The organism is Bradyrhizobium sp. USDA 327, assembly GCF_041262065.1.
GTDB classification, from domain to species: domain Bacteria; phylum Pseudomonadota; class Alphaproteobacteria; order Rhizobiales; family Xanthobacteraceae; genus Bradyrhizobium; species Bradyrhizobium liaoningense.
In genome coordinates, this window is the sequence record NZ_JBGCCW010000001.1 from 3,574,118 (window position 1) to 3,592,212 (window position 18,095).

Here is an 18,095-nt window from a genome sequence, read left to right on the forward strand (position 1 = left end):
CACGTCGTTGCTGGTTCAATTCGCCAGGTAGCGTTCGTAGCTCCCCGTCACCGGCTCGTTCGCGTCGACCTCCGGATCGAGCGTATAGAGATCCTGCGCGCGGCCGATGCCGCGTAGCGCGTAGCGGCCAGTGGAGACGAGATAGCGACGGCCGGCGGCATCGAGGCCACTATAGAACTCCGATGAGGCCAGCAGCTCGCGGTCGACCGAGCGGCTCATGGAGGCGATGCGGCTGACCTCGTTGACGGTCGGGCCGACCACGGTGAAATCGAGCCGGTCCTCGCTGCCGATATTGCCGTAAAAGACCTCGCCGACATGCAGGCCGACATAGGCCGACGTGGTCGGACGGCCCTCCGCCGCACGACGCTTGTTCAGCGCGGCGACATTCTTGCGGAACAGGTGCTCGGCCCGTAGCGCGGCCCGCCGCGCATCCGCCATATCCTCGCCCCAGAACATCGCCAGCACGCCGTCGCCGATCAGTTTCAGCACGTCGCCGCCGGCGTGGTGGATCGCGTCGATCACCGTCTGCGCATAGTCGTTGAGGAACGGGATGATCTCGTCGGGGCCGATGCTCTCGCTGATCCCGGTCGAGCCGCGCAAGTCCGAATACCACAGCACCGCGTTGATGCGCTCGGTGACGCCGCGGGAGATGCGCCCGCGCAAAACCTGTTCGGAGGCATCGCGGCCGAGATAGACCCGGCCGAGCGTGCGCACGATGTCGACCTGCTGTGCCGACTTGATCGCCAGACCCAGCACCGGCACCAGATCGCGCAGCGCCTCCAGCTCCAGTCCGGAGAAACCGCTCTCGCGGCGGGTGGTCCAGCAGGAATAGAGGCAATCCATCAGGCCGAGCGCGCCATTCTCGCCGAACCGATGCACGAAGGCGAGATAGTGCTTGTGGCCCTTTTCGGCGAGCTCGCCGATTTGAGAGAAATCCATCGACGGGGCCTCCGCGAGATCGATCACCATCTCGTCGTGGCCATTCTCGAGCATGTGGAAGAACACCGAGCGGCGCCAGCTCTTTGCCGCGTCGCCGTCGGCGGTCGAGCCGTATTCGAACGCATCGCTCTCATTGCTGGGCCGGTCGCTCCAGCGGAAGCCCCTGCCCTCATAGATCGGATGCAGCGTGTCGATGACGACGAGCCCGCGCGACAGTTCCAGCCCCTCGGCGCAGCAGCGCTCGCAGAAGCCGCGGAGCAGCTCGTTCTCTGGCAGGCCCGTGAGCCCCTGGCCGGTCACCCAGTTCATCAGCGCAAGGCGCGAGGTCAATTGCATGCGCCATTATGGCGTGCATTCGTGACGAGCGAAAGGCGCAGGCCCGGCGTGTGCACCAGGCTCCCGTCCCCTGCAGGTCGAATATGTCGCGGCGCCGGTTGACGCCCTCGCCACGCGAACGGCAAATATCGGCGATGATGACTTCGTCGGCCCAAATCGGAAGCCCGCGCGGATGACCCAGCGCCAGCTCCCGATCATCCTGGCGCTCGGTACCACGCAGACCCTGGCCTGGGCCTCGAGCTATTATGTGCCGGCGCTGCTCGCCGATCCCATGGCACACGACCTCGGCGTCTCCTCCAACTGGATCTTCGGCGCGTTTTCGGCCGCGCTGGTGATCTCGGCCATGCTCGGCCCGCGCATCGGACGGCAGATCGATCTCGTCGGCGGCCGTCAGGTGCTGTCGGCCTCGAACCTGATCATCGCCGCCGGCCTCGTGCTCCTTGGGTTCTCGCAATCGATCGCCGTGATGGCGATCGCCTGGCTCGTGCTCGGCATCGGCATGGCGATGGGACTCTACGACGCTGCCTTCGCCGCGCTCGGACGCATCTACGGCACCGAGGCACGCCGGCCCATCACCGGCATCACGCTGATGGCGGGCTTCGCCTCCACCGTCGGCTGGCCGCTCACGGCCTGGGGCATCGCCCATATCGGCTGGCGCGACACCTGTTTTGCGTGGGCCGCCGCCAACGTCCTGATCGGCCTGCCGCTCAATTTCTTCATGCTGCCGGTGATCAAGGGCGCGAAGCAGGCCGCGGCCACGGCCGAGAAGCCGCATGTGCCGCTCGACCGCACCATGCTCCTCCTGGGCTTCATCTTCGCGGCGGTCTGGACCGTCACCGGCGCGATGGCCGCGCATTTCCCGCGCATCCTGGAGGCGACAGGGGCCACGCCTGCCGAAGCCATCGCCGCCGGCGCACTGATCGGCCCGGCGCAAGTCGGGGCGCGCATGCTCGAAGCCGGCTTCCTCAGCCGCTTCCATCCGCTGTGGTCGACCCGGCTCGCCTGCCTCACCCACCCGCTCGGAGCCATGATCGTTGCGATCTTCGGCGGCGCAGCGGCGAGCGCGTTCGCGCTGTTCCACGGTTCCGGCAACGGCATCTTGACGATCGCGCGCGGCACGCTGCCGCTGTCGATCTTCGGCCCGAAGGATTTCGGCTATCGTCTCGGCATCATCGGCGCCCCGGCACGGATGGCGCAGGCGGTGGCGCCGCTCGCCTTCGGCCTGCTGATCGACCTCATGGGCGCCAAGGTGCTGATCGTCTCGTCTGCGCTCAGCCTTTCGGCGCTTGTGGCGCTGTTCCTGATCCGCCCCGAGCGGCCGCCGGATTGACGGCGCAGCCGCTTTCGCGCAGAAGCGAGCCATGAGCGACGATGCCGGCCCGCCCCGCACATTCAAAGGCCTCCTGCGCTGGGCGACCACGCCGCCGCAGGCCTGGGGTGTCTATCTCCTCGCCGTCCTCCTGGTGTGGCTGCTCTCGTTCTATGCCGGCACGCTGAAGCCGAAGAAGACGCCGGAGGCGAGCCCGCCGACGGCGACCGCGCCGAAAGGCTGATCCGCGCTTCGGCCACAAAGCCTCCGCACCCCGTCTGAATTCCAGTAAGGCCCGTCAATGCGGGCAGGTCTCGACCTCGACCGTGACGTGGCTGAGGCCTTTCAGCCCCGCGAGCCGCCGCTTGTAGACGGCCGGCTGCTTCGGCTTGTCCGACACCACCGAGAGCAACACGGCACAATGGCCGGGGCCGACCTGCCAGAGATGGAGGTCGGTCACGCGATCGTCGCCGACCTCCATGCGGGCCCGGATCACCCACTCCAGCTTCTCGTCGGCGCGCACGTCGAGGAGAACCGCCCCCGATGACTTGATCAGGCCGAACGCCCAGCTCGCGATCACGACGCTGCCGATCAGGCCCACCGCCGGATCGGCCCAGACCCAGCCCGAGTACATGGCGACGGCGAGCGCTGCGATCGCCAGCACAGAGGTCGCGGCATCGGTCATGACATGAACATAGGCCGCGCGAAGGTTGTTGTCGTGGTGATGGTGGTGATGATGATGGCCGTGATGATCGTGGTCGCGGTCATGATCGTCACGGTCATCATGCGCATGGCCATGGTCCTGACCGTGATGGTGATGATCGTGGCTATCGCGCAGCAGCCACACACTGGCGAGGTTGACGCACAGGCCGAGAACAGCCACAGCCATGGCCTCGCCATAGACGATCGGCACCGGCGTGATCAGCCGCAGCACGCTCTCATAGGCGATCTCGACCGCAATCAGGCCCAGGATGATCGCGCTGGCGAAGGCGGCAAGATCCCCGAACTTGCCCGTGCCGAAGGTGAAATGCGCATTCCCCAGATGCCGGCGCGCGAAACGATAGGCGAAGGCGGCAATGCCGAGCGCCGCCGCGTGCGTACCCATGTGCCAGCCGTCGGCCAGCAGCGCCATCGAGCCGAACAGCGAGCCTGCCACGATCTCGCCGACCATCATGACCAGCGTCAGGACGACCACGAACCAGGTTCGGCGCTCGTTCTCGTCGTGCTTCTCGCCCAGGAACGCGTGGTCATGGGTCCATTGCTCGACGGAATGGGAATGCATCGAATTCTCCCGAAGATTCAGGTCTGTCGGCGCGCAATATAGACCGCGGGCACCAATTTTCTAAGGTCCAATCGTCCCGCGGATTGACAGTGCAACTTAGTTTCGCTGTAATCTGCGCCATGGGGATTTGAGCGATCTCCCCACGAGGCGACAGGCCCAAGCATCGCGTCCCGTTCGTTTCTTGCGAGGACGCATCATGTCTACATTCACGACCATTTCGTCTGACAAAATGGCACGGCTGATCGGCACGGCGAACGCGCCTGCACTGATCGATGTGCGCACCGAGGAGGATTTTGCCGCCGACCCGCGGCTGATCCCCGGCTCCATCAAGCTCAGCCACGACAATGTGACGGACTGGGGCGGCGCCTTCGCCGGCCGCCGCGCCGTCGTCTCCTGCTTCCGCGGTGAGAAGCTCGCGCAAGGCACCGCGGCCTGGCTGCGGCAGCTCGGCGTGCAAGCCGAAACGCTGGAGGGCGGCTTCGAGGGCTGGAAGGCGGCCAGGCTGCCGCTGGTCGACGCCCGCAAGCTGCCGCCAAGCGATGCCAAGGGCCGCACCGTCTGGGTCACGCGAGCGCGACCGAAGGTCGATCGCATCGCCTGCCCGTGGCTGATCCGCCGCTTCGTCGATCCCAATGCAGTGTTCCTCTATGTGGCGCCATCCGAGGTGGTCGCCGTCGGCGAGCGCTTCGGCGCGGCCCCCTTCGACATCGAGAACGTGTTCTGGAGCCACCGTGGCGAGCTCTGCACCTTCGACGTGATGATCGAGGAATTCGGGATCGCAACGCCGGCCCTGCTTCGCCTCGCGACGCTGGTGCGCGGCGCCGACACCGCGCGGCCGGATCTGGCGCCGGAGGCTCCGGGCCTGCTCGCGGCCTCGCTCGGGCTGTCCCGGATGTACGACGACGACCTCGAACAGCTCGAGTCCGGCATGCTGCTCTACGATGCCTTCTACCGCTGGTGCCGCGACGCCACCACCGAGACGCACAACTGGCCGACCAACAAGGTGAAGGCGTAAATGGACACCCGTAACGTTCAAGCAGGAGCTGACGCCGGTCACGGCGTCAGCTTCGATGAGGCCTTTCGCGTCTGGCTGCGCGTCGCCTGCCTCAGCTTTGGCGGGCCCGCGGGCCAGATCGCGGTGATGCACCGCATCCTGGTCGAGGAGAAGAAGTGGATCTCCGAGGGCCGGTTCCTGCATGCGCTGAATTACTGCATGCTGCTGCCGGGACCTGAGGCGCAGCAGCTCGCGACCTATGTCGGCTGGCTGATGCATCGCACCGCCGGCGGCCTGATGGCGGGCGGGCTTTTCATCCTGCCCGGCATCATCGCCATCATGGGCCTCAGCTACGTCTATGCCGCATTCGGCAATGTCAGCTTCGTCGAGGCGCTGTTCTTCGGCCTCAAGGCCGCCGTGCTTGCCATCGTCGTCGAGGCCGTGGTGCGCGTCGGCAAGCGCGCGCTGAAGAACCGCATCATGATCGCGCTCGCGGCCGCGGCCTTCGTCGCGATCTTCTTCTTCGCCGTCCCCTTCCCCGTCATCATCATCGCCGCCGCCATCATCGGCTATGCCGGCGCGCGAGCTGGCCGTCCGGAGTTCGCGCCGGCCGGTCACGGCCATGGCGGCAGCGGCGCCGTGATCGACAGCATGCTCGGCGATGCCGTGCCCGAGCACGTGCGCCCCGACACGGCGCGCGCGATCCGCGTCGGCGCACTGTGGCTCGCGCTCTGGCTTGTCCCGGTGATCGCGCTGCTGTTATTCGTCGGACAGGCCAATGTGTTCAGCCAGATCGCGCTGTTCTTCTCGAAAATGGCGCTCGTCACCTTCGGCGGCGCCTACGCCGTGCTGGCCTACGTCGCCCAGCAGGCGGTCGAGCATTATCACTGGCTGAAACCGCACGAGATGCTCGACGGCCTCGGCATGGCCGAGACCACGCCGGGCCCGCTGATCATGGTGCTGCAGTTCGTGGGCTTCATGGCGGCCTACCGCGATCCCAGCGGCCTGTCACCGTTGCTCGCGGCCACGCTCGGCGGCCTGCTCGCGACCTGGGTCACCTTCACACCCTGCTTCCTCTGGATCTTCGTCGGCGCGCCCTATATCGAGCGCCTCCGCGGCAACATTGGCCTCGCCGGCGCGCTGAGTGCGATCACTGCCGCGGTGGTCGGCGTGATCCTCAACCTCTCGATCTGGTTCGCGCTGCACACGCTGTTCCGAGAGACCGTGCCGGTGCACGCGTTGCCGCTGAACTTCGACATGCCCGTGCTGAGGAGCGTCGACATCCCCGCGTTCGTGCTGTCCATCGCGGCGGCGACCGCGATCTTTCGGTTCAAGCTGGGCATGCTGACGGTGCTCGCCGGCAGTTGCGCCGCAGGCGTGGCGCTGCGGCTGGCGGGAATCATCTAGGACGTATGGTGGCCACAAAGGCACGGTTCTCGGGGGAGCCGCAGAGGACCAATCGTTGAAGCCTGATGTGCTTCTCTCCGGGAACCAGCATAAGGTGGCTGATCATCTGCGAGCTGGAGGGCGAAGCTCCGCCGATCTTTCAATCGTGTAAGGCCGCCGCGAATCCGAGCGTCATTTTGATAACTTCGGACTTTCCACATCCTTGAGACAGATCAAGAGACATCGATCTGGACCGAGGCATAAATTGCCAGGGGCTGTCCAACCTCGGAGAGTATCATGCGAGTTGCACTCTTCTGGCCAACCATTGCCGTTGCATCGACTGCTGCGGCAGCAGCAGCCGCCGCTGCTACCGAAAATCTCAAGGGGACTTACTCGCTGGTCGGTGCTCAAACCTGCTTGGTCGCACCGGCCGGGTTCAAGCAAGACAGCATGGGAAACTTCACAATCCCAATCGGCGAAACCAACCTCAGCCATCTCACCACCGAAGGTCAGGTCATCTACCATGGCGACGGGACCGGCGAGGCGAGACAGACGTTCGTGACCATCGTTCCGCCCCCCAATCCTTTGGGAGCGGCAGTAAGCGCGGGCACACTCTCTTACTCGTTCACTTACACAGCCGAGGGAGAGCACGCTTATCGTATGGCCCTCAAACCCGGCACCTTTCAGGGCAGGCTGAATGCCGGGCCAAATGCCGGCCAGCAATTCTCCATAGAGGGAGACAGCAGGCTGTTCCATGTCTCTGATGACAGAAAGAAGATTACGGCTGCAATAGACAAACCATACGTTCAGAAGATCACCTTTTCCGGATCATCCCAGCCTGTTCAACGAGTATGCACGTCGATCAGCAACCAGTTGCTAATCGACGAATCCGCTACAGTGGGGAAGGTCAAGTGACGTGGATTGCGATTGGCTAGAGTCCTCCTTCCGGTCGCAACATCGGCGCAAACTTTGCTCGGATTTCGGAAGCTTGCGCCGATGATGATCAACCGGCGACTTCCGCTGTGCCCCGCGGGAGCTGCCGTTCATGAGTTCACGTCCTTAAGGCAAAAGCACGTCGCCAATGCCCGGTCGCCATTGGCGCGGTCGGCGCAAAACAGCCGCACGCCCTGACCTCAAGCCTTATCAAGGCCCGACAGTTCAAATATTCCACTTTCTCGAAATTCGGATTTGTCGTAAAGAGAAACACCCTGGCCCGAGACAAGGGGCGGATCGCGATCGTCACGAACCGCGGGCCGGGCAGCGATGGACGCGACGGCGTCGGGCGTAACAGGCATTGCAGGGCGGCTTCGGCTGTGAGCAACTTGCCGTCGCGCATACGACACGACGCTGACAGCGTCTTCGCATGGCTTCGGGCGCGAGCACACGCCAGCCCTCGAAGCGACATGCGAGGACGTGCGCGGACGGAGAAGTCGTGTGGTCCTGACGCCCGGGGTCTGTGCGTCAAGTCCTGCGGTGATGCCTGCGGCCCAACCGGGTCCGCACATCAGCCATCCGCAGGGCGACGGGGGCAATAGTGCATCGCTCCCCGAAGAGAGCACGAAGGACACCGTTAAAACCATTTGCGCAGGGAAGGCCGGGCGACCGGCATCACCTGTGGTTCACCCCGTGTGCATTTTTCGGCGCACGGATCTCGGGTGCCAGCCGGCGCCCGAGATCCGTGCGCCCTCGTCATTTTCGAGGGCGTGCGAGAAGCAAAACTCGGGCGACATGCGCCGCGGGAAGACGATCGTGCGTCTGCTGTTTGAAGCGTGCAACGAGCGATGACCTGTCCAGCTTCACACTCGGTGTCGTCGCCGGGCTTGACCGGGCGACCCAGTACTCCGAGACGGTCGTGTTTGATCGATAGGCCCCGGCGTACGGGATGCCCCGGTCAAGCCGGGGCATGACACCATCGTTGTGCCTCTACCGCATCATCATCCGCGCGATCGCTTCCCCAATCACCACCGTCGTGAAATGCGTGTTGGCCCGGCAATCCGACGGCATGATCGAGGCGTCGGCGACGCGTAGGCCGCTTATCCCCTTCACCGTGCCATCCGGATTGACCACGCCGTCGGCATCCCCAACGCCGCTCATGCGGCAGCTGCCGGCGGCGTGCTGGATGTCGCCGGTCTCTCGCCGCAGCACCGCATCGAGCTCGTGATCCGGCAGCGCTGCGGCCTGCGGCAATGTCAGGTCGGTGTCGGTCAGCCGGATCCAGTCGGCGATGCCTGATAGCGCCGGCTGGGACGTGATCACGGCGAGCCGCTTCACCGCATCCTTCATGCGGAGCATGTCGCGGGGATCGGCCAGCATGTTCTCCTCGACGACGGGATCGATCGCGGGATCGGTCGAGGCCAATTTGAGGGTTCCCCGCGAATACGCGTTGAACAGCCCGGCGCCGATCGCCCCGGACACGCCGACGCCGCGGTGATTGAAGGCGATCAGGATCATGTCGCGCTTGCCGCCATTGGCAAGGCCCGACGAGTAGGTCACGCAGCAATTGGTGTGGCGCGTATCGGGATCGGTGGGACGAAGCTCCTCCCGCAGCTGGATCGTGGCACGAAACAGCGGGTGATCGAAGAAGTGGCGGCCGACCGGCAGATCGCGAGCGACCGCGATCCCCATCGCCCGCAACTCCTCGGCCGGTCCGACGCCCGAGCGCAGCAGGATCGCCGGACTGTGAATGGCGCCGGCGCAGAGCACGATCTGCCGCGCGCTGATCTCGCTGGTGCCTTGCCCCTCGACATGAACGCGGACGCCGGTCGCGCGGCCGTCGCTGATCAGCACGCGATCGACCAGTGCATGTCCGCGGATCTCCAGATTGGCGCGGCCACGCGCGGGCTCGAGATAGCCCTCGTTGGTGGTGATACGGCGGCTGTCGCGGCTGTTGATGGGATAGCAGGCGACGCCCTCGCCGTCCGGGCCGTTGACATCGGCGCACCAGGGATAGCCGCTCGCCAGCGCCGCGTCGCGCAAGCCGCGATCGATCGGGCCCCATTTCTCCGGCGGCGCGCGATAGACCGGCAACGGCCCGCCGCGTCCGTGGCCCTCGGCATCGCCGAATTCCAGATCGTCCTCGATCACCGAGAACAGCGGCATCACCTCTTTCGCCGACCAGCCGGTGCAGCCATTGGCCGCCCATTCGTCGAAGGCGTCCGCAACGCCGCGGATGGCGATCTGGCCGTTAATCATCGATGAGCCGCCGAGCCCCTTGCCGCGCCAGTAGAAGCGTGGCTCCTGCCCCGCCACTCGGCGCGTCAAGAGGTCAGGCCATTGCCATTTCTCCTGGTATTCGCGCTTGTGAATGATCGGAATGGGATTGGGCGTCCGCACCTCCCAGGGCGCCTCGTCGGCGCGCCAGTCGCGCCCCGCTTCGAGCAGCAGGACGCGCCGTCCTGGATCCTCGGACAGCCGTGCCGCAACAGCGGCGCCGGCGGAGCCGCCGCCGACAACAATGACATCGTACATCGCGTTACTTCTCAACGTTCCAGAACACCGGGATGGCGGACGGTATCAGACCGCGCAAGGTCGCGCGATAGGCGGCCGGCTGGGCGAACTGGCCCCACGGAATCGCGGGTGCCTGATCGTACATGACGGCCTGGATCTCGCCCGCGATCTTCTTGCGGTCCTCCTCGGCCGGCGCCTTGGCGAAGGCTTCCATCAAGGGCGTGATGCGTTGATCGCATTGCCAGCCGGTGAAGTCGGCGCAGTTGAAGGCAACCATGACGTTGGTCAGCGGCGACCCCAGATCGAAACCGCCGGCGTGAACGCCGTAGACGCTCCAGCCTTCCTTCTTGGCGCGGCGCGCCAGCACGCTCGCCCAGTCCATCACCTGCAGATCGACGTTGAAGCCGGCGGCCTTCAGCCGCTCGGCGAGCACCTGCGCCGAGACGCGCGGGGCCTCGAGATCGTTGGCCTCCATGACGACGACGGGCTCGCCGGCGTATTTGGTCGCCTTCAGCGCGGCCTTGGCCGCCTCGATCGAGGGCTTTGCCGCCGCTTCGGTGCCGGCCTTGCTTTCATAGGTGGTGCCGCAGGTGAAGAACGTCGCGCACGGCGTGGCGTATTTGGCATCGAGCCCGAGCGCATCCAGCACTTCGCGCTGATCGACCAGCTTCCACAGCACGCGCCGGATCGCGGGATCGTCGAACGGTTTCGACGCGGCGTTGAGGCGGTAGGCGCCTGCGAACATGTTGCCGCCGGTGAAATTGACCAGCTTCACGCGGGAGTTCTTCTCCAGCGTCGGCAGCAGATCGAACGGCGCGTATTGCATGAAGTCGACTTCGCCGGCCTGGAGCGCGGAGGCTGCGGTCGCACCGTCGGGAATGACACGGATCTCCAGCGTGTCGACATTGACGCGCTTGCCGCCGGCGAGGAAGTCGGCGGGCTCGCGGCGCGGCACATAGTCGGCGAATTTCTTCAGGATCATGCGATCGCCGGTGCGGTGATCGGCCTTGCTGTAGACGAACGGGCCCGAACCGATGATCTCGGTGATGCGCTGATCGCCGGGCGTCTTCGCGATCCGCTCGGGCATCATGAAGGCGACGGGGCTGACGGGATTGCCGAGCGCGTCGATAACGAGACCGGACGGCTCCTTCAACGTCAGCACGAAGGTTTTGGCATCGGTCGGCTCGAGCGATGCGGTGATCGCGAAGATGCGGCGGCCGAGCGCGCTGCGGGTGCCCCAGCGGCGCAGCGAGGCCACGCAATCGGCCGCCGTGACCGGCTGGCCATCATGCCACTTCAGGCCATCGCGCAGGGTGAAACTGTAGGTCAGGCCATCGGGCGAGACCTTCCAGTCCTGCACCATCTGCGGTTTGACGTCGCCCTTGGAGTCCTTCGCAAACAGCGTATCGAACACCATGTAGCCAAACGTGCGCGAAATATAGGCCGTGGAGAAATGCGGATCGAGGGTGACGATCTCCGCCTCGAGCACCGCGACGAGATTGCCCGCCGCATGCGCCGGCGCCGCGGCCAGCGCGAGGCCGAACAGCGCGGGGATCAAAGACTTGAGTTTGAACATTGGTTTCTTCTTGCCTTGGCGAAACGGTTACGGTCGCCAGCAAAAAGCAATGTTCGTGCCCGTTCGATCGGAGCACGTATGCGCACACGGCTATCAGCCGCGCGTTTGCGCACCACACCGTCGGTGTCATCGCCCGGCTTGACCGGGCGATCCAGTATTCCAGAGACCATGCGATGATAAAGGCCGCGGCGTACTGGATGCCCCGGTCAAGCCGGGGCATGACACCAATGGTGTGGCGACGGCCTGCGCCCCTACCCGATGCCCCGGCCGAACTTGTTCGACTTCGGAAAACCCTTCGGAGGCAGGCGGCCGGCGTCGGCGCGGGTGCCTTGCCACTCGGCGAGCTCCTTCATGGTCGCGGAGAATTCGCGACCGGCGGAGTCCTTCCAGGTCAGGCCGGCCTTGGCGTCGAACACGGCGACATCCGAAAGGCCGCCATCCTTGTACTTCTGCAAGCGAACGCCGCGGCCGCGCGCCATTTCCGGCACCTGGTCGAGCGGGAAGACCAGCATCTTGCGGTTCTCGCCGATCACCGCGACGGTGTCGCCGAGCACCTCGGTGATCGCGCGCGCCTCGTTCGGCATGTCGACGTTGAGGACCTGCTTGCCCTTCTTGGTGGTGCCGACGCAATCGTCCTCGTTGACGACGAAGCCCTGGCCCTCGTGGCTCGCGACCAGGAATTTGCGTCCGCCCTTGTGGACGAACAGCGCGACGGGCGCGGCTTCCTGCTCGAGGTCGATGAACAGGCGGATCGGCTCGCCGTGACCTCGGCCGCCCGGAAGCTTCGCGACGTCGAGCGAGTAGAACTTGCCGTTGGTCGCGAACAGCAGCAGCTTCGAGGTCGTCTCCGCGAAGAAGGCGAAGCCGAGCTTGTCGTCCTGCTTGAAGGCAAGGCCCGAGAGATCCTCGACATGGCCCTTCATGGTGCGGATCCAGCCCTTGTCGGAGACGACGACCGTGACCGGCTCACGCTCGACGAAGGCCTCCTCGATCGCGGCGAGATCGTGCTCGGGCGCGTCGGCAAAGGTGGTGCGGCGCTTGCCGAGCGGCGTCTTCGGCCCGAACATCTCGCGGACCTTGCCGACCTGCTCGCCGACCTTCTTCCACTGTTCGGCCTCGGAGGCGAGCACCGCGTTGATGCCCTTCAGCTCGTTGCGGAGGTTCTTGTCCTCGGTGCGGATCTCCATTTCCTCGAGCTTGCGCAAGGAGCGCAGGCGCATGTTGAGGATGGCTTCGGCCTGAACCTCGGTGAGCTTGAACGCCTTCATCAGCTCGGGCTTGGGCTCATCCTCGGTACGGATGATCTTGATGACCTTGTCGATGTTCAAATAGGCGATCAGGAAGCCGCCAAGCACTTCCAGCCGGTGCTCGATCTGCGCCTTGCGATAATTGCTGCGCCGGATCAGCACGTCGCGCAGATGGTCGAGCCATTCGCGCAGGGCTTCGGCCAAGCCGACCACCTTGGGCACCCTGCCCTTGATCAGCACGTTGAGGTTCAGCGGTATCTTGCTTTCCAGCTCGGTGAGCCGGAACAGCGATTCCATCATCAGCGCCGGATCGACGTTCTTCGATTTCGGCTCGATCACGATGCGGACGTCTTCGGCCGACTCGTCCCTGATGTCACCGACCAGCGGCAGCTTCTTCTGGTCCAGCAGCTCGGCGACCTTCTCGATCAGGCGCGACTTCTGCACCAGGAAGGGAATCTCGGTGACGACGACGACCCAGCTGCCGCGGGCGCCCTCTTCCTGCTCCCATCTCGCACGGACACGGAACGAGCCGCGGCCGGTCATGTAGGCTTCCGCAATCGCCTGCTTGGAATCGACGATGATGCCGCCGGTCGGAAAATCCGGTCCCTTGACCCACTTCAGCAGCGCCTTGGATTTCGCGTCGGGCTTCTCGATCAGATGCAGCGCGGCATCGCAAAGCTCGGCGGCGTTGTGCGGCGGGATCGAGGTGGCCATGCCGACCGCGATGCCCTGCGCGCCGTTGGCGAGCAGGTTCGGGAAGCCGCCGGGCAGCACGACGGGCTCTTTCGACTGGCCGTCGTAGTTGGCGCGGAATTCGACGCCGTCCTCGTCGATGCCCTCGAGCAGAAGCCGCGCGACGTCGGTCATGCGCGCTTCGGTATAGCGGTAGGCGGCGGGGTTATCGCCGTCGATATTGCCGAAATTGCCCTGGCCGTCGACCAGCGGATAGCGCGAGGAGAAGTCCTGCGCGAGGCGCACCATGGCGTCGTAGATCGCCTGGTCGCCATGCGGATGGAACGAGCCCATCACGTCGCCGACGATCTTTGCGGATTTCTTGAAAGCCGTGCCGGGGTCGAGCCTGAGCAGCCGCATGCCGTACAGGATGCGCCGGTGCACCGGCTTCAGGCCGTCGCGTGCGTCCGGGAGCGCGCGGTGCATGATGGTGGAGAGCGCATAAGCGAGATAGCGCTCTTCCAGCGCCTCGCGCAGCGGCACATCGTGGATTTCGGCCGGTTCTTCCGGCGGAACGATTCGTTTTCCCATGCCGCCCGGTTAAACCGTGGAAGCGAATCGGGCAAGGATCGAATGGTTCCCTGTTGGTGGCCTACTGGCCTGCCCAGCCGGCCGTGAATGTCTGGGTTTTGGCCTGACCAGGCGTTTGGGCGGGTGCCCGCGCATTGGCCACGCAGCGGCGGGCGGCCTCGATCTCAGCCTCGGTCGCGCCGTGGGCCCTCGCCCATGTCTCTGCGGTGGCAGCGGAATATTTCGCCACATAATACCGGACGACCGTGCAGGAAGCCCGGCGAAACAAGCCGGGTTGCGGCTCTCCGGCCATTGCATCGGGCGCGAACGTAAGCAGCGCCGCGGAGAAGGCGAAACCCCTGATCAACATTTAGGCTGTCCCCGTTGTGGAACCTCAAGGCGAACTCGACCGGCCCGACTTCGTTCCGGGGAACTCCATGCCAAGTGGCAATGCAGAGTCCCGATGAGCTCATGGCGCGGGAATCGTTGCCCTCGCCTGCTGTCGTATCAGGGCATTGATGAAGCCGGCCCGCGCATCGGAATGGCCTTGCCCGCGCGGCTCCAGCACGTGACGCAGCAGGAACAAGCCGGTGAGCCGGAAGCCGTCCTGGAGATCCTGCTCGGTGAGATCGCTCGCGGTTTCGCCATGGCGCAGAAAGGGCGGCAGCCGCAACAGCCGGTCGCGCCACGGCTCGCCCGCGCCGCGCGACACCGCACCGCCGGATTTCGGCGACACGTAGATCAGGTCCGTGGTCTCGCCGGTCACCGCGCAATTGTCCAACGCCAGGCCGAACCCCAGCTCGGCGAGCATCGCCAGCTCAAAGTGAATGACGTGCACGGCGGCGCTGCCGATATCCTCGAAATCGTCGAGCGAATGCTCGAGCAGCGCAAAGATCTCTTCGTGCGGATCGCGCTCCGGCAAGAGCCGCGCAACCGAGGCGAGATGGGTGACGCCATAGACCCCATGGGACGATGCCAGCAGCGTCGCCGCACGCAGCTTCAATCCCTCGACGGCATAGGTACCGAGATGCTCGTCGAGCCGCGCCCGCCACACCGCGCTAACGCTGTTGCCGGGCTGCAAGAGGGGCCGCATCCGCGAGCCGGCGCCGCCGCGGACGAGGCCGAGATGCCGGCCATGGGCGCGCGTCAAAAGCTCGACGATGGCGCTGCTTTCGCCATGCCGCCGAACCCCCAGCACGATGCCCTCGTCGGTCCATTCCATGGGAGAAGCCTACAGGATTCCAGCTCAGCGCGCAGCGCTCCATCCCGTCATTCCGGGCGATGCAAAGCATCGAACTGGGGTGCGCCCCTTGCGCACCCGAGAATCTCGAGGTTCCGGATTCGCCTCTTCGAGGCGCTCCGGAATGACAAAAACGTATCAACTCACGCGTTGAACCAGCCCTGCGCATCGCCGGTGAAGGAGAAATAAAGGCCGATCGTGGTCAGCGCGCAGGAGACGATCTCGATGGCGCTGTCGAACTCCATGCCCTTCTCCCCGATGATCTGACCGAGCGAGATCACCGACAACACTAGGGCCGCAGCCAGCACCCAGCGCGGCCAGTTCTTGCGCCGATGCGCAGCGAGCCAGACGAAATAGACCAGCAGCAGGATCATGCCGCCGGCGAGCAAGGTCGCCGTCATGATCATCTGCTCGGTCATCTCGGCATTGGGCGTGCGGTCCTGCACCGCGACCGAGAGGGCATCCAGCATCAACGATGCATAGAGCAGCGCTTCGAAGCGCCGGACGTTGCTGGGCACGCTCATCGGATACCGATCTTTTCTTGGTTATTCCCTGGGGAAGTCCAGGCCCATCTCGCGGTAGCGATCGGGATCGTCGCCCCAATTCTCGCGTACCTTGACGAACAGGAACAGATGCACCGGCACGTCGAGGATCTGCATCAGTTCCTTCCGCGAATCCGCGCCGATCGACTTGATGGTTGCGCCGCCCTTGCCGAGCACGATCTTGCGCTGGCTTTCGCGCTCGACGAAGATCGTCTGCTCGATCCGCACCGAATGATCCTTGCGCTCCTCCCATTTGTCGGTCTCGACCGTGGACTGGTAGGGCAATTCCTGGTGCAGCTTCTGATAGATCTTTTCGCGCGTGATCTCGGCCGCGAGTTGCCGCATCGGCGCGTCCGACATCTGGTCCTCGGGATAGAGGAACGGGCCCGGCGGCACCATTTCCGCGAGCGTCTTGCGGATGTCGTCGACCCCATCGCCCGAGATCGCCGAGATCATGAAGGTCCGCGCGAACTTCATGCGCTCGTTGGCGGCTTGCGCCAGCGCCAGCAGCTTCTCGCGCTGGACCAGATCGACCTTGTTGATCACCAGGATCTTCTCGTGATTGACGCTGGCGGCCTTGGCGAGGATCGCCTCCGCTTCCTCGTCGATCCCGGTCTTGGCATCCAGCAGCACGCAGACGAGGTCGGCGTCATGCGCCCCGCTCCAGGCGGTCGAGACCATGGCGCGGTCGAGCCGGCGCTTGGGCGAGAAGATGCCGGGCGTGTCGACCAGGACGATCTGCGCATTGTTCTCGATGACGATGCCGCGGATCAGCGCGCGCGTGGTCTGCACCTTGCGCGACACGATCGTGACCTTGGCCCCGACCAGCGCGTTGACCAGCGTGGACTTGCCGACATTCGGCGCACCAATCAGCGCAACGAAGCCGCAGCGCGTACCAATGGGCGCTTCGCCGCTTGCTTCAGCCGTCATTGCCGCCGCCAACACCTTCGCGTTCGATCATCACTGAAGCTGCCACCTTCTCTGCCGCGCGCTTGCTGCCGCCGACGCCTTCCGCCGGCGCCAGCCCCGGCAGATCGACCGCGACGCGGAACTGCGGATCGTGATGCGGGCCGGTACGCTCGACCTCGCGGTAAACAGGCGTCGGCAGTCCCTTCCCTTGCGCCCATTCCTGCAGCACGGTCTTGGGGTCGCGCAAGGGACGGCGCGGCTTGTGCATGCGCTCGGTCCAGTTGCGCTTGACGAATTCGGCTGCCGCCGCGTGGCCGCCGTCGAGGAAGATGGCGCCGATCACGGCCTCGCAAATGTCCCCCAGCACGCTCTTGCGCAGGCGCGCGTCGGCGCTGGGGCCGACCGAGCCCAGCTTGATGTCGTCGACCAGACCGAGCGACTTGGCGACGTCGGCGCAGCTTTCCTTGCGCACGAGCTCGGCCAGCCGCTTGGACAGCTCGCCTTCGTCGGCGTTCGGGAAGGCGTGATAGAGCATGTCGGAGACGACGAGCCCGAGCACGTGGTCGCCGAGGAATTCCAGCCGCTGATAGCTGTCGCCGCGCTTGCGTCCGGACTTCAGCGCCGAGACATGCGTGATCGCCTGCATCAGGAGGTTCGGGTCAGCGAAGCTGTGGCCGATGCGCGCCTCGAGCGCCGCGTTCGCATCCGTGGCCTTGGCCTTGCTGCTCCGCACCCGCTTCTTCTTCGCAGGCGCCTTGTCTGCAGCTGTCTTGGTCGCAGCTTCCCCTTCGGGGCCCGCTTGCGCCTCGATCGGTTGGGTCGCGATGTCCTTGGCTTCGTCTTTCATCGGACGATTTTGAAGAAACGATTCCAGCGTACCGCCCACGGCCAGCGCCAGAACATCCAGGCATGCTCGCCTTCGGCGATAGAGAAGAAGATCATCTGGGCGCGGCCGATCAGATTCTCCTGCGGCACGTAGCCGACCTGGCCGAGGAAGCGGCTGTCGGTCGAGTTGTCGCGATTGTCGCCCATCATGAAGAAATGGCCGGGCGGCACCGTGTAGACGTTGGTGTTGTCCATGTAGCCGTTGTCGGCGCAGTCCAGCGTCTCATAGGACACGCCGTTCGGCAGCGTCTCCTTCCAGCGCTTCACCCGGGAGATGCCGCCGCCTTCCGAGCCACAGGGGTCTTCGCCGACATATTCGCTCATGCGCTGCCGCTCGACGGGCGTGTCGTTGATGTAGAGCAGCCCGTCCCGCATCTGGACGCGGTCGCCGGGAAGGCCGATCACGCGCTTGATGTAGTCCGTGGAATCGTCCTTCGGCAGGCGGAACACGACGATGTCGCCGCGGTTCGGATCCGAGCCCCAGATTCGCCCCGAGAACAGCGGCGGCGAGAACGGAATCGAATAGTGGCTATAGCCGTAGGAATATTTCGAGACGAACAGATAGTCGCCGACCAGCAACGTCGCCTTCATCGAGCCCGACGGGATGTTGAAAGGCTGAAACAGGAAGGTGCGGATCACCAGCGCGATCAGGAGAGCATGAATGACGACCCGGATCGTTTCACCGACGCCGCTCTCAGTTTTCGTTCCTGAAGTCACGCTCATTGCTCTCTCAATTCCGGCCGGCGGTCACAGAGCGCCCT

The 18,095-nt window shown here is 65.1% G+C and carries 16 protein-coding genes; 5 read left to right on the top strand and 11 right to left on the bottom strand.

The features are described from left to right. Nucleotides 1-15 precede the first annotated feature (15 nt). Nucleotides 16-1,275 carry an adenylate/guanylate cyclase domain-containing protein gene (locus ABIA42_RS16445; RefSeq protein ID WP_271529402.1) on the bottom strand — a complete coding sequence of 420 codons (1,260 nt, stop codon included), beginning with the start codon at nucleotides 1,273-1,275 and terminating at the stop codon, nucleotides 16-18. Nucleotides 1,276-1,447: 172 nt separating this feature from the next. Between ABIA42_RS16445 and ABIA42_RS16450 the strand changes: the two genes are divergently transcribed. Both ABIA42_RS16450 and ABIA42_RS16455 read left to right on the top strand, forming a co-directional pair. Further along, nucleotides 1,448-2,605, top strand: coding sequence for an MFS transporter (locus ABIA42_RS16450; protein ID WP_271529403.1), 1,158 nt, complete (start codon nucleotides 1,448-1,450; stop codon nucleotides 2,603-2,605). A gap of 31 nt (nucleotides 2,606-2,636) precedes the next feature. Further along, on the top strand, nucleotides 2,637-2,828 hold the full coding sequence (locus tag ABIA42_RS16455; protein ID WP_370123232.1) for a hypothetical protein: 192 nt from the start codon (nucleotides 2,637-2,639) through the stop codon (nucleotides 2,826-2,828). Nucleotides 2,829-2,882: 54 nt separating this feature from the next. Here the strand turns inward: ABIA42_RS16455 and dmeF are convergent, their stop codons facing one another. Then, nucleotides 2,883-3,866 (bottom strand): CDF family Co(II)/Ni(II) efflux transporter DmeF, encoded by a 984-nt coding sequence (gene dmeF, locus ABIA42_RS16460; protein ID WP_370123229.1) that lies wholly within the window; start codon nucleotides 3,864-3,866, stop codon nucleotides 2,883-2,885. A 196-nt stretch (nucleotides 3,867-4,062) separates the two neighbouring features. Here dmeF and ABIA42_RS16465 point away from each other — a divergent pair, with 196 nt between their 5' ends. From ABIA42_RS16465 to ABIA42_RS16475, 3 genes are all read left to right on the top strand, one after another. Then, nucleotides 4,063-4,881 (top strand): chromate resistance protein ChrB domain-containing protein, encoded by an 819-nt coding sequence (locus ABIA42_RS16465; protein WP_370123226.1) that lies wholly within the window; start codon nucleotides 4,063-4,065, stop codon nucleotides 4,879-4,881. Further along, complete coding sequence (chrA, locus tag ABIA42_RS16470) at nucleotides 4,882-6,267, top strand: chromate efflux transporter (protein ID WP_370123224.1); 1,386 nt, start codon at nucleotides 4,882-4,884, stop codon at nucleotides 6,265-6,267. It begins immediately after the preceding gene. A 276-nt stretch (nucleotides 6,268-6,543) separates the two neighbouring features. Continuing rightward, complete coding sequence (locus tag ABIA42_RS16475) at nucleotides 6,544-7,161, top strand: hypothetical protein (protein ID WP_370123221.1); 618 nt, start codon at nucleotides 6,544-6,546, stop codon at nucleotides 7,159-7,161. Between the two features lie 1,008 nt (nucleotides 7,162-8,169). Here ABIA42_RS16475 and ABIA42_RS16480 read toward each other — a convergent pair. The 9 genes from ABIA42_RS16480 to lepB all read right to left on the bottom strand — a co-directional run bounded on the left by ABIA42_RS16480 (nucleotide 8,170) and on the right by lepB (nucleotide 18,057). Continuing rightward, complete coding sequence (locus ABIA42_RS16480) at nucleotides 8,170-9,714, bottom strand: GMC family oxidoreductase (RefSeq protein WP_370123218.1); 1,545 nt, start codon at nucleotides 9,712-9,714, stop codon at nucleotides 8,170-8,172. A 4-nt stretch (nucleotides 9,715-9,718) separates the two neighbouring features. Next, nucleotides 9,719-11,269 (bottom strand): ABC transporter substrate-binding protein, encoded by a 1,551-nt coding sequence (locus ABIA42_RS16485; protein ID WP_370123215.1) that lies wholly within the window; start codon nucleotides 11,267-11,269, stop codon nucleotides 9,719-9,721. 251 nt (nucleotides 11,270-11,520) lie between these two features. After that, nucleotides 11,521-13,779, bottom strand: a complete 2,259-nt coding sequence (parC, locus tag ABIA42_RS16490) for a DNA topoisomerase IV subunit A (protein WP_271529411.1) — start codon at nucleotides 13,777-13,779, stop codon at nucleotides 11,521-11,523. A 61-nt stretch (nucleotides 13,780-13,840) separates the two neighbouring features. Next, nucleotides 13,841-14,128 (bottom strand): hypothetical protein, encoded by a 288-nt coding sequence (locus ABIA42_RS16495; RefSeq protein WP_271529412.1) that lies wholly within the window; start codon nucleotides 14,126-14,128, stop codon nucleotides 13,841-13,843. Nucleotides 14,129-14,227: 99 nt separating this feature from the next. Next, nucleotides 14,228-14,980: a DNA repair protein RecO gene (gene recO / locus ABIA42_RS16500; RefSeq protein ID WP_370123210.1), complete on the bottom strand. Its 753-nt coding sequence runs from the start codon at nucleotides 14,978-14,980 to the stop codon at nucleotides 14,228-14,230. Between the two features lie 161 nt (nucleotides 14,981-15,141). Continuing rightward, complete coding sequence (locus ABIA42_RS16505; RefSeq protein WP_271529414.1) at nucleotides 15,142-15,522, bottom strand: hypothetical protein; 381 nt, start codon at nucleotides 15,520-15,522, stop codon at nucleotides 15,142-15,144. 21 nt (nucleotides 15,523-15,543) lie between these two features. Next, the gene (gene era / locus ABIA42_RS16510; RefSeq protein WP_271529415.1) at nucleotides 15,544-16,470 is read right to left on the bottom strand and encodes a GTPase Era; all 927 of its coding nucleotides are present in this window, start codon (nucleotides 16,468-16,470) and stop codon (nucleotides 15,544-15,546) included. Next, on the bottom strand, nucleotides 16,460-17,296 hold the full coding sequence (gene rnc / locus ABIA42_RS16515) for a ribonuclease III (RefSeq protein WP_271529416.1): 837 nt from the start codon (nucleotides 17,294-17,296) through the stop codon (nucleotides 16,460-16,462). Before rnc ends, era begins: the two co-directional genes overlap by 11 nt. Continuing rightward, on the bottom strand, nucleotides 17,293-18,057 hold the full coding sequence (lepB, locus tag ABIA42_RS16520) for a signal peptidase I (RefSeq protein WP_061877333.1): 765 nt from the start codon (nucleotides 18,055-18,057) through the stop codon (nucleotides 17,293-17,295). Before lepB ends, rnc begins: the two co-directional genes overlap by 4 nt. Nucleotides 18,058-18,095: the final 38 nt, after the last annotated feature.

What these genes read in the sequence shown, in the direction of transcription:
- parC (WP_271529411.1), bottom strand. Translation starts at nt 13,779, where the DNA reads ATGGGAAAACGAATCGTTCCGCCGGAAGAACCGGCCGAAATCCACGAT.
- ABIA42_RS16485 (WP_370123215.1), bottom strand. Translation starts at nt 11,269, where the DNA reads ATGTTCAAACTCAAGTCTTTGATCCCCGCGCTGTTCGGCCTCGCGCTG.
- chrA (WP_370123224.1), top strand. Translation starts at nt 4,882, where the DNA reads ATGGACACCCGTAACGTTCAAGCAGGAGCTGACGCCGGTCACGGCGTC.
- ABIA42_RS16450 (WP_271529403.1), top strand. Translation starts at nt 1,448, where the DNA reads ATGACCCAGCGCCAGCTCCCGATCATCCTGGCGCTCGGTACCACGCAG.
- era (WP_271529415.1), bottom strand. Translation starts at nt 16,470, where the DNA reads ATGACGGCTGAAGCAAGCGGCGAAGCGCCCATTGGTACGCGCTGCGGC.
- recO (WP_370123210.1), bottom strand. Translation starts at nt 14,980, where the DNA reads ATGGAATGGACCGACGAGGGCATCGTGCTGGGGGTTCGGCGGCATGGC.
- ABIA42_RS16480 (WP_370123218.1), bottom strand. Translation starts at nt 9,714, where the DNA reads ATGTACGATGTCATTGTTGTCGGCGGCGGCTCCGCCGGCGCCGCTGTT.
- ABIA42_RS16495 (WP_271529412.1), bottom strand. Translation starts at nt 14,128, where the DNA reads ATGTTGATCAGGGGTTTCGCCTTCTCCGCGGCGCTGCTTACGTTCGCG.
- lepB (WP_061877333.1), bottom strand. Translation starts at nt 18,057, where the DNA reads ATGAGCGTGACTTCAGGAACGAAAACTGAGAGCGGCGTCGGTGAAACG.
- ABIA42_RS16455 (WP_370123232.1), top strand. Translation starts at nt 2,637, where the DNA reads ATGAGCGACGATGCCGGCCCGCCCCGCACATTCAAAGGCCTCCTGCGC.
- rnc (WP_271529416.1), bottom strand. Translation starts at nt 17,296, where the DNA reads ATGAAAGACGAAGCCAAGGACATCGCGACCCAACCGATCGAGGCGCAA.
- dmeF (WP_370123229.1), bottom strand. Translation starts at nt 3,866, where the DNA reads ATGCATTCCCATTCCGTCGAGCAATGGACCCATGACCACGCGTTCCTG.
- ABIA42_RS16475 (WP_370123221.1), top strand. Translation starts at nt 6,544, where the DNA reads ATGCGAGTTGCACTCTTCTGGCCAACCATTGCCGTTGCATCGACTGCT.
- ABIA42_RS16505 (WP_271529414.1), bottom strand. Translation starts at nt 15,522, where the DNA reads ATGAGCGTGCCCAGCAACGTCCGGCGCTTCGAAGCGCTGCTCTATGCA.
- ABIA42_RS16445 (WP_271529402.1), bottom strand. Translation starts at nt 1,275, where the DNA reads ATGCAATTGACCTCGCGCCTTGCGCTGATGAACTGGGTGACCGGCCAG.
- ABIA42_RS16465 (WP_370123226.1), top strand. Translation starts at nt 4,063, where the DNA reads ATGTCTACATTCACGACCATTTCGTCTGACAAAATGGCACGGCTGATC.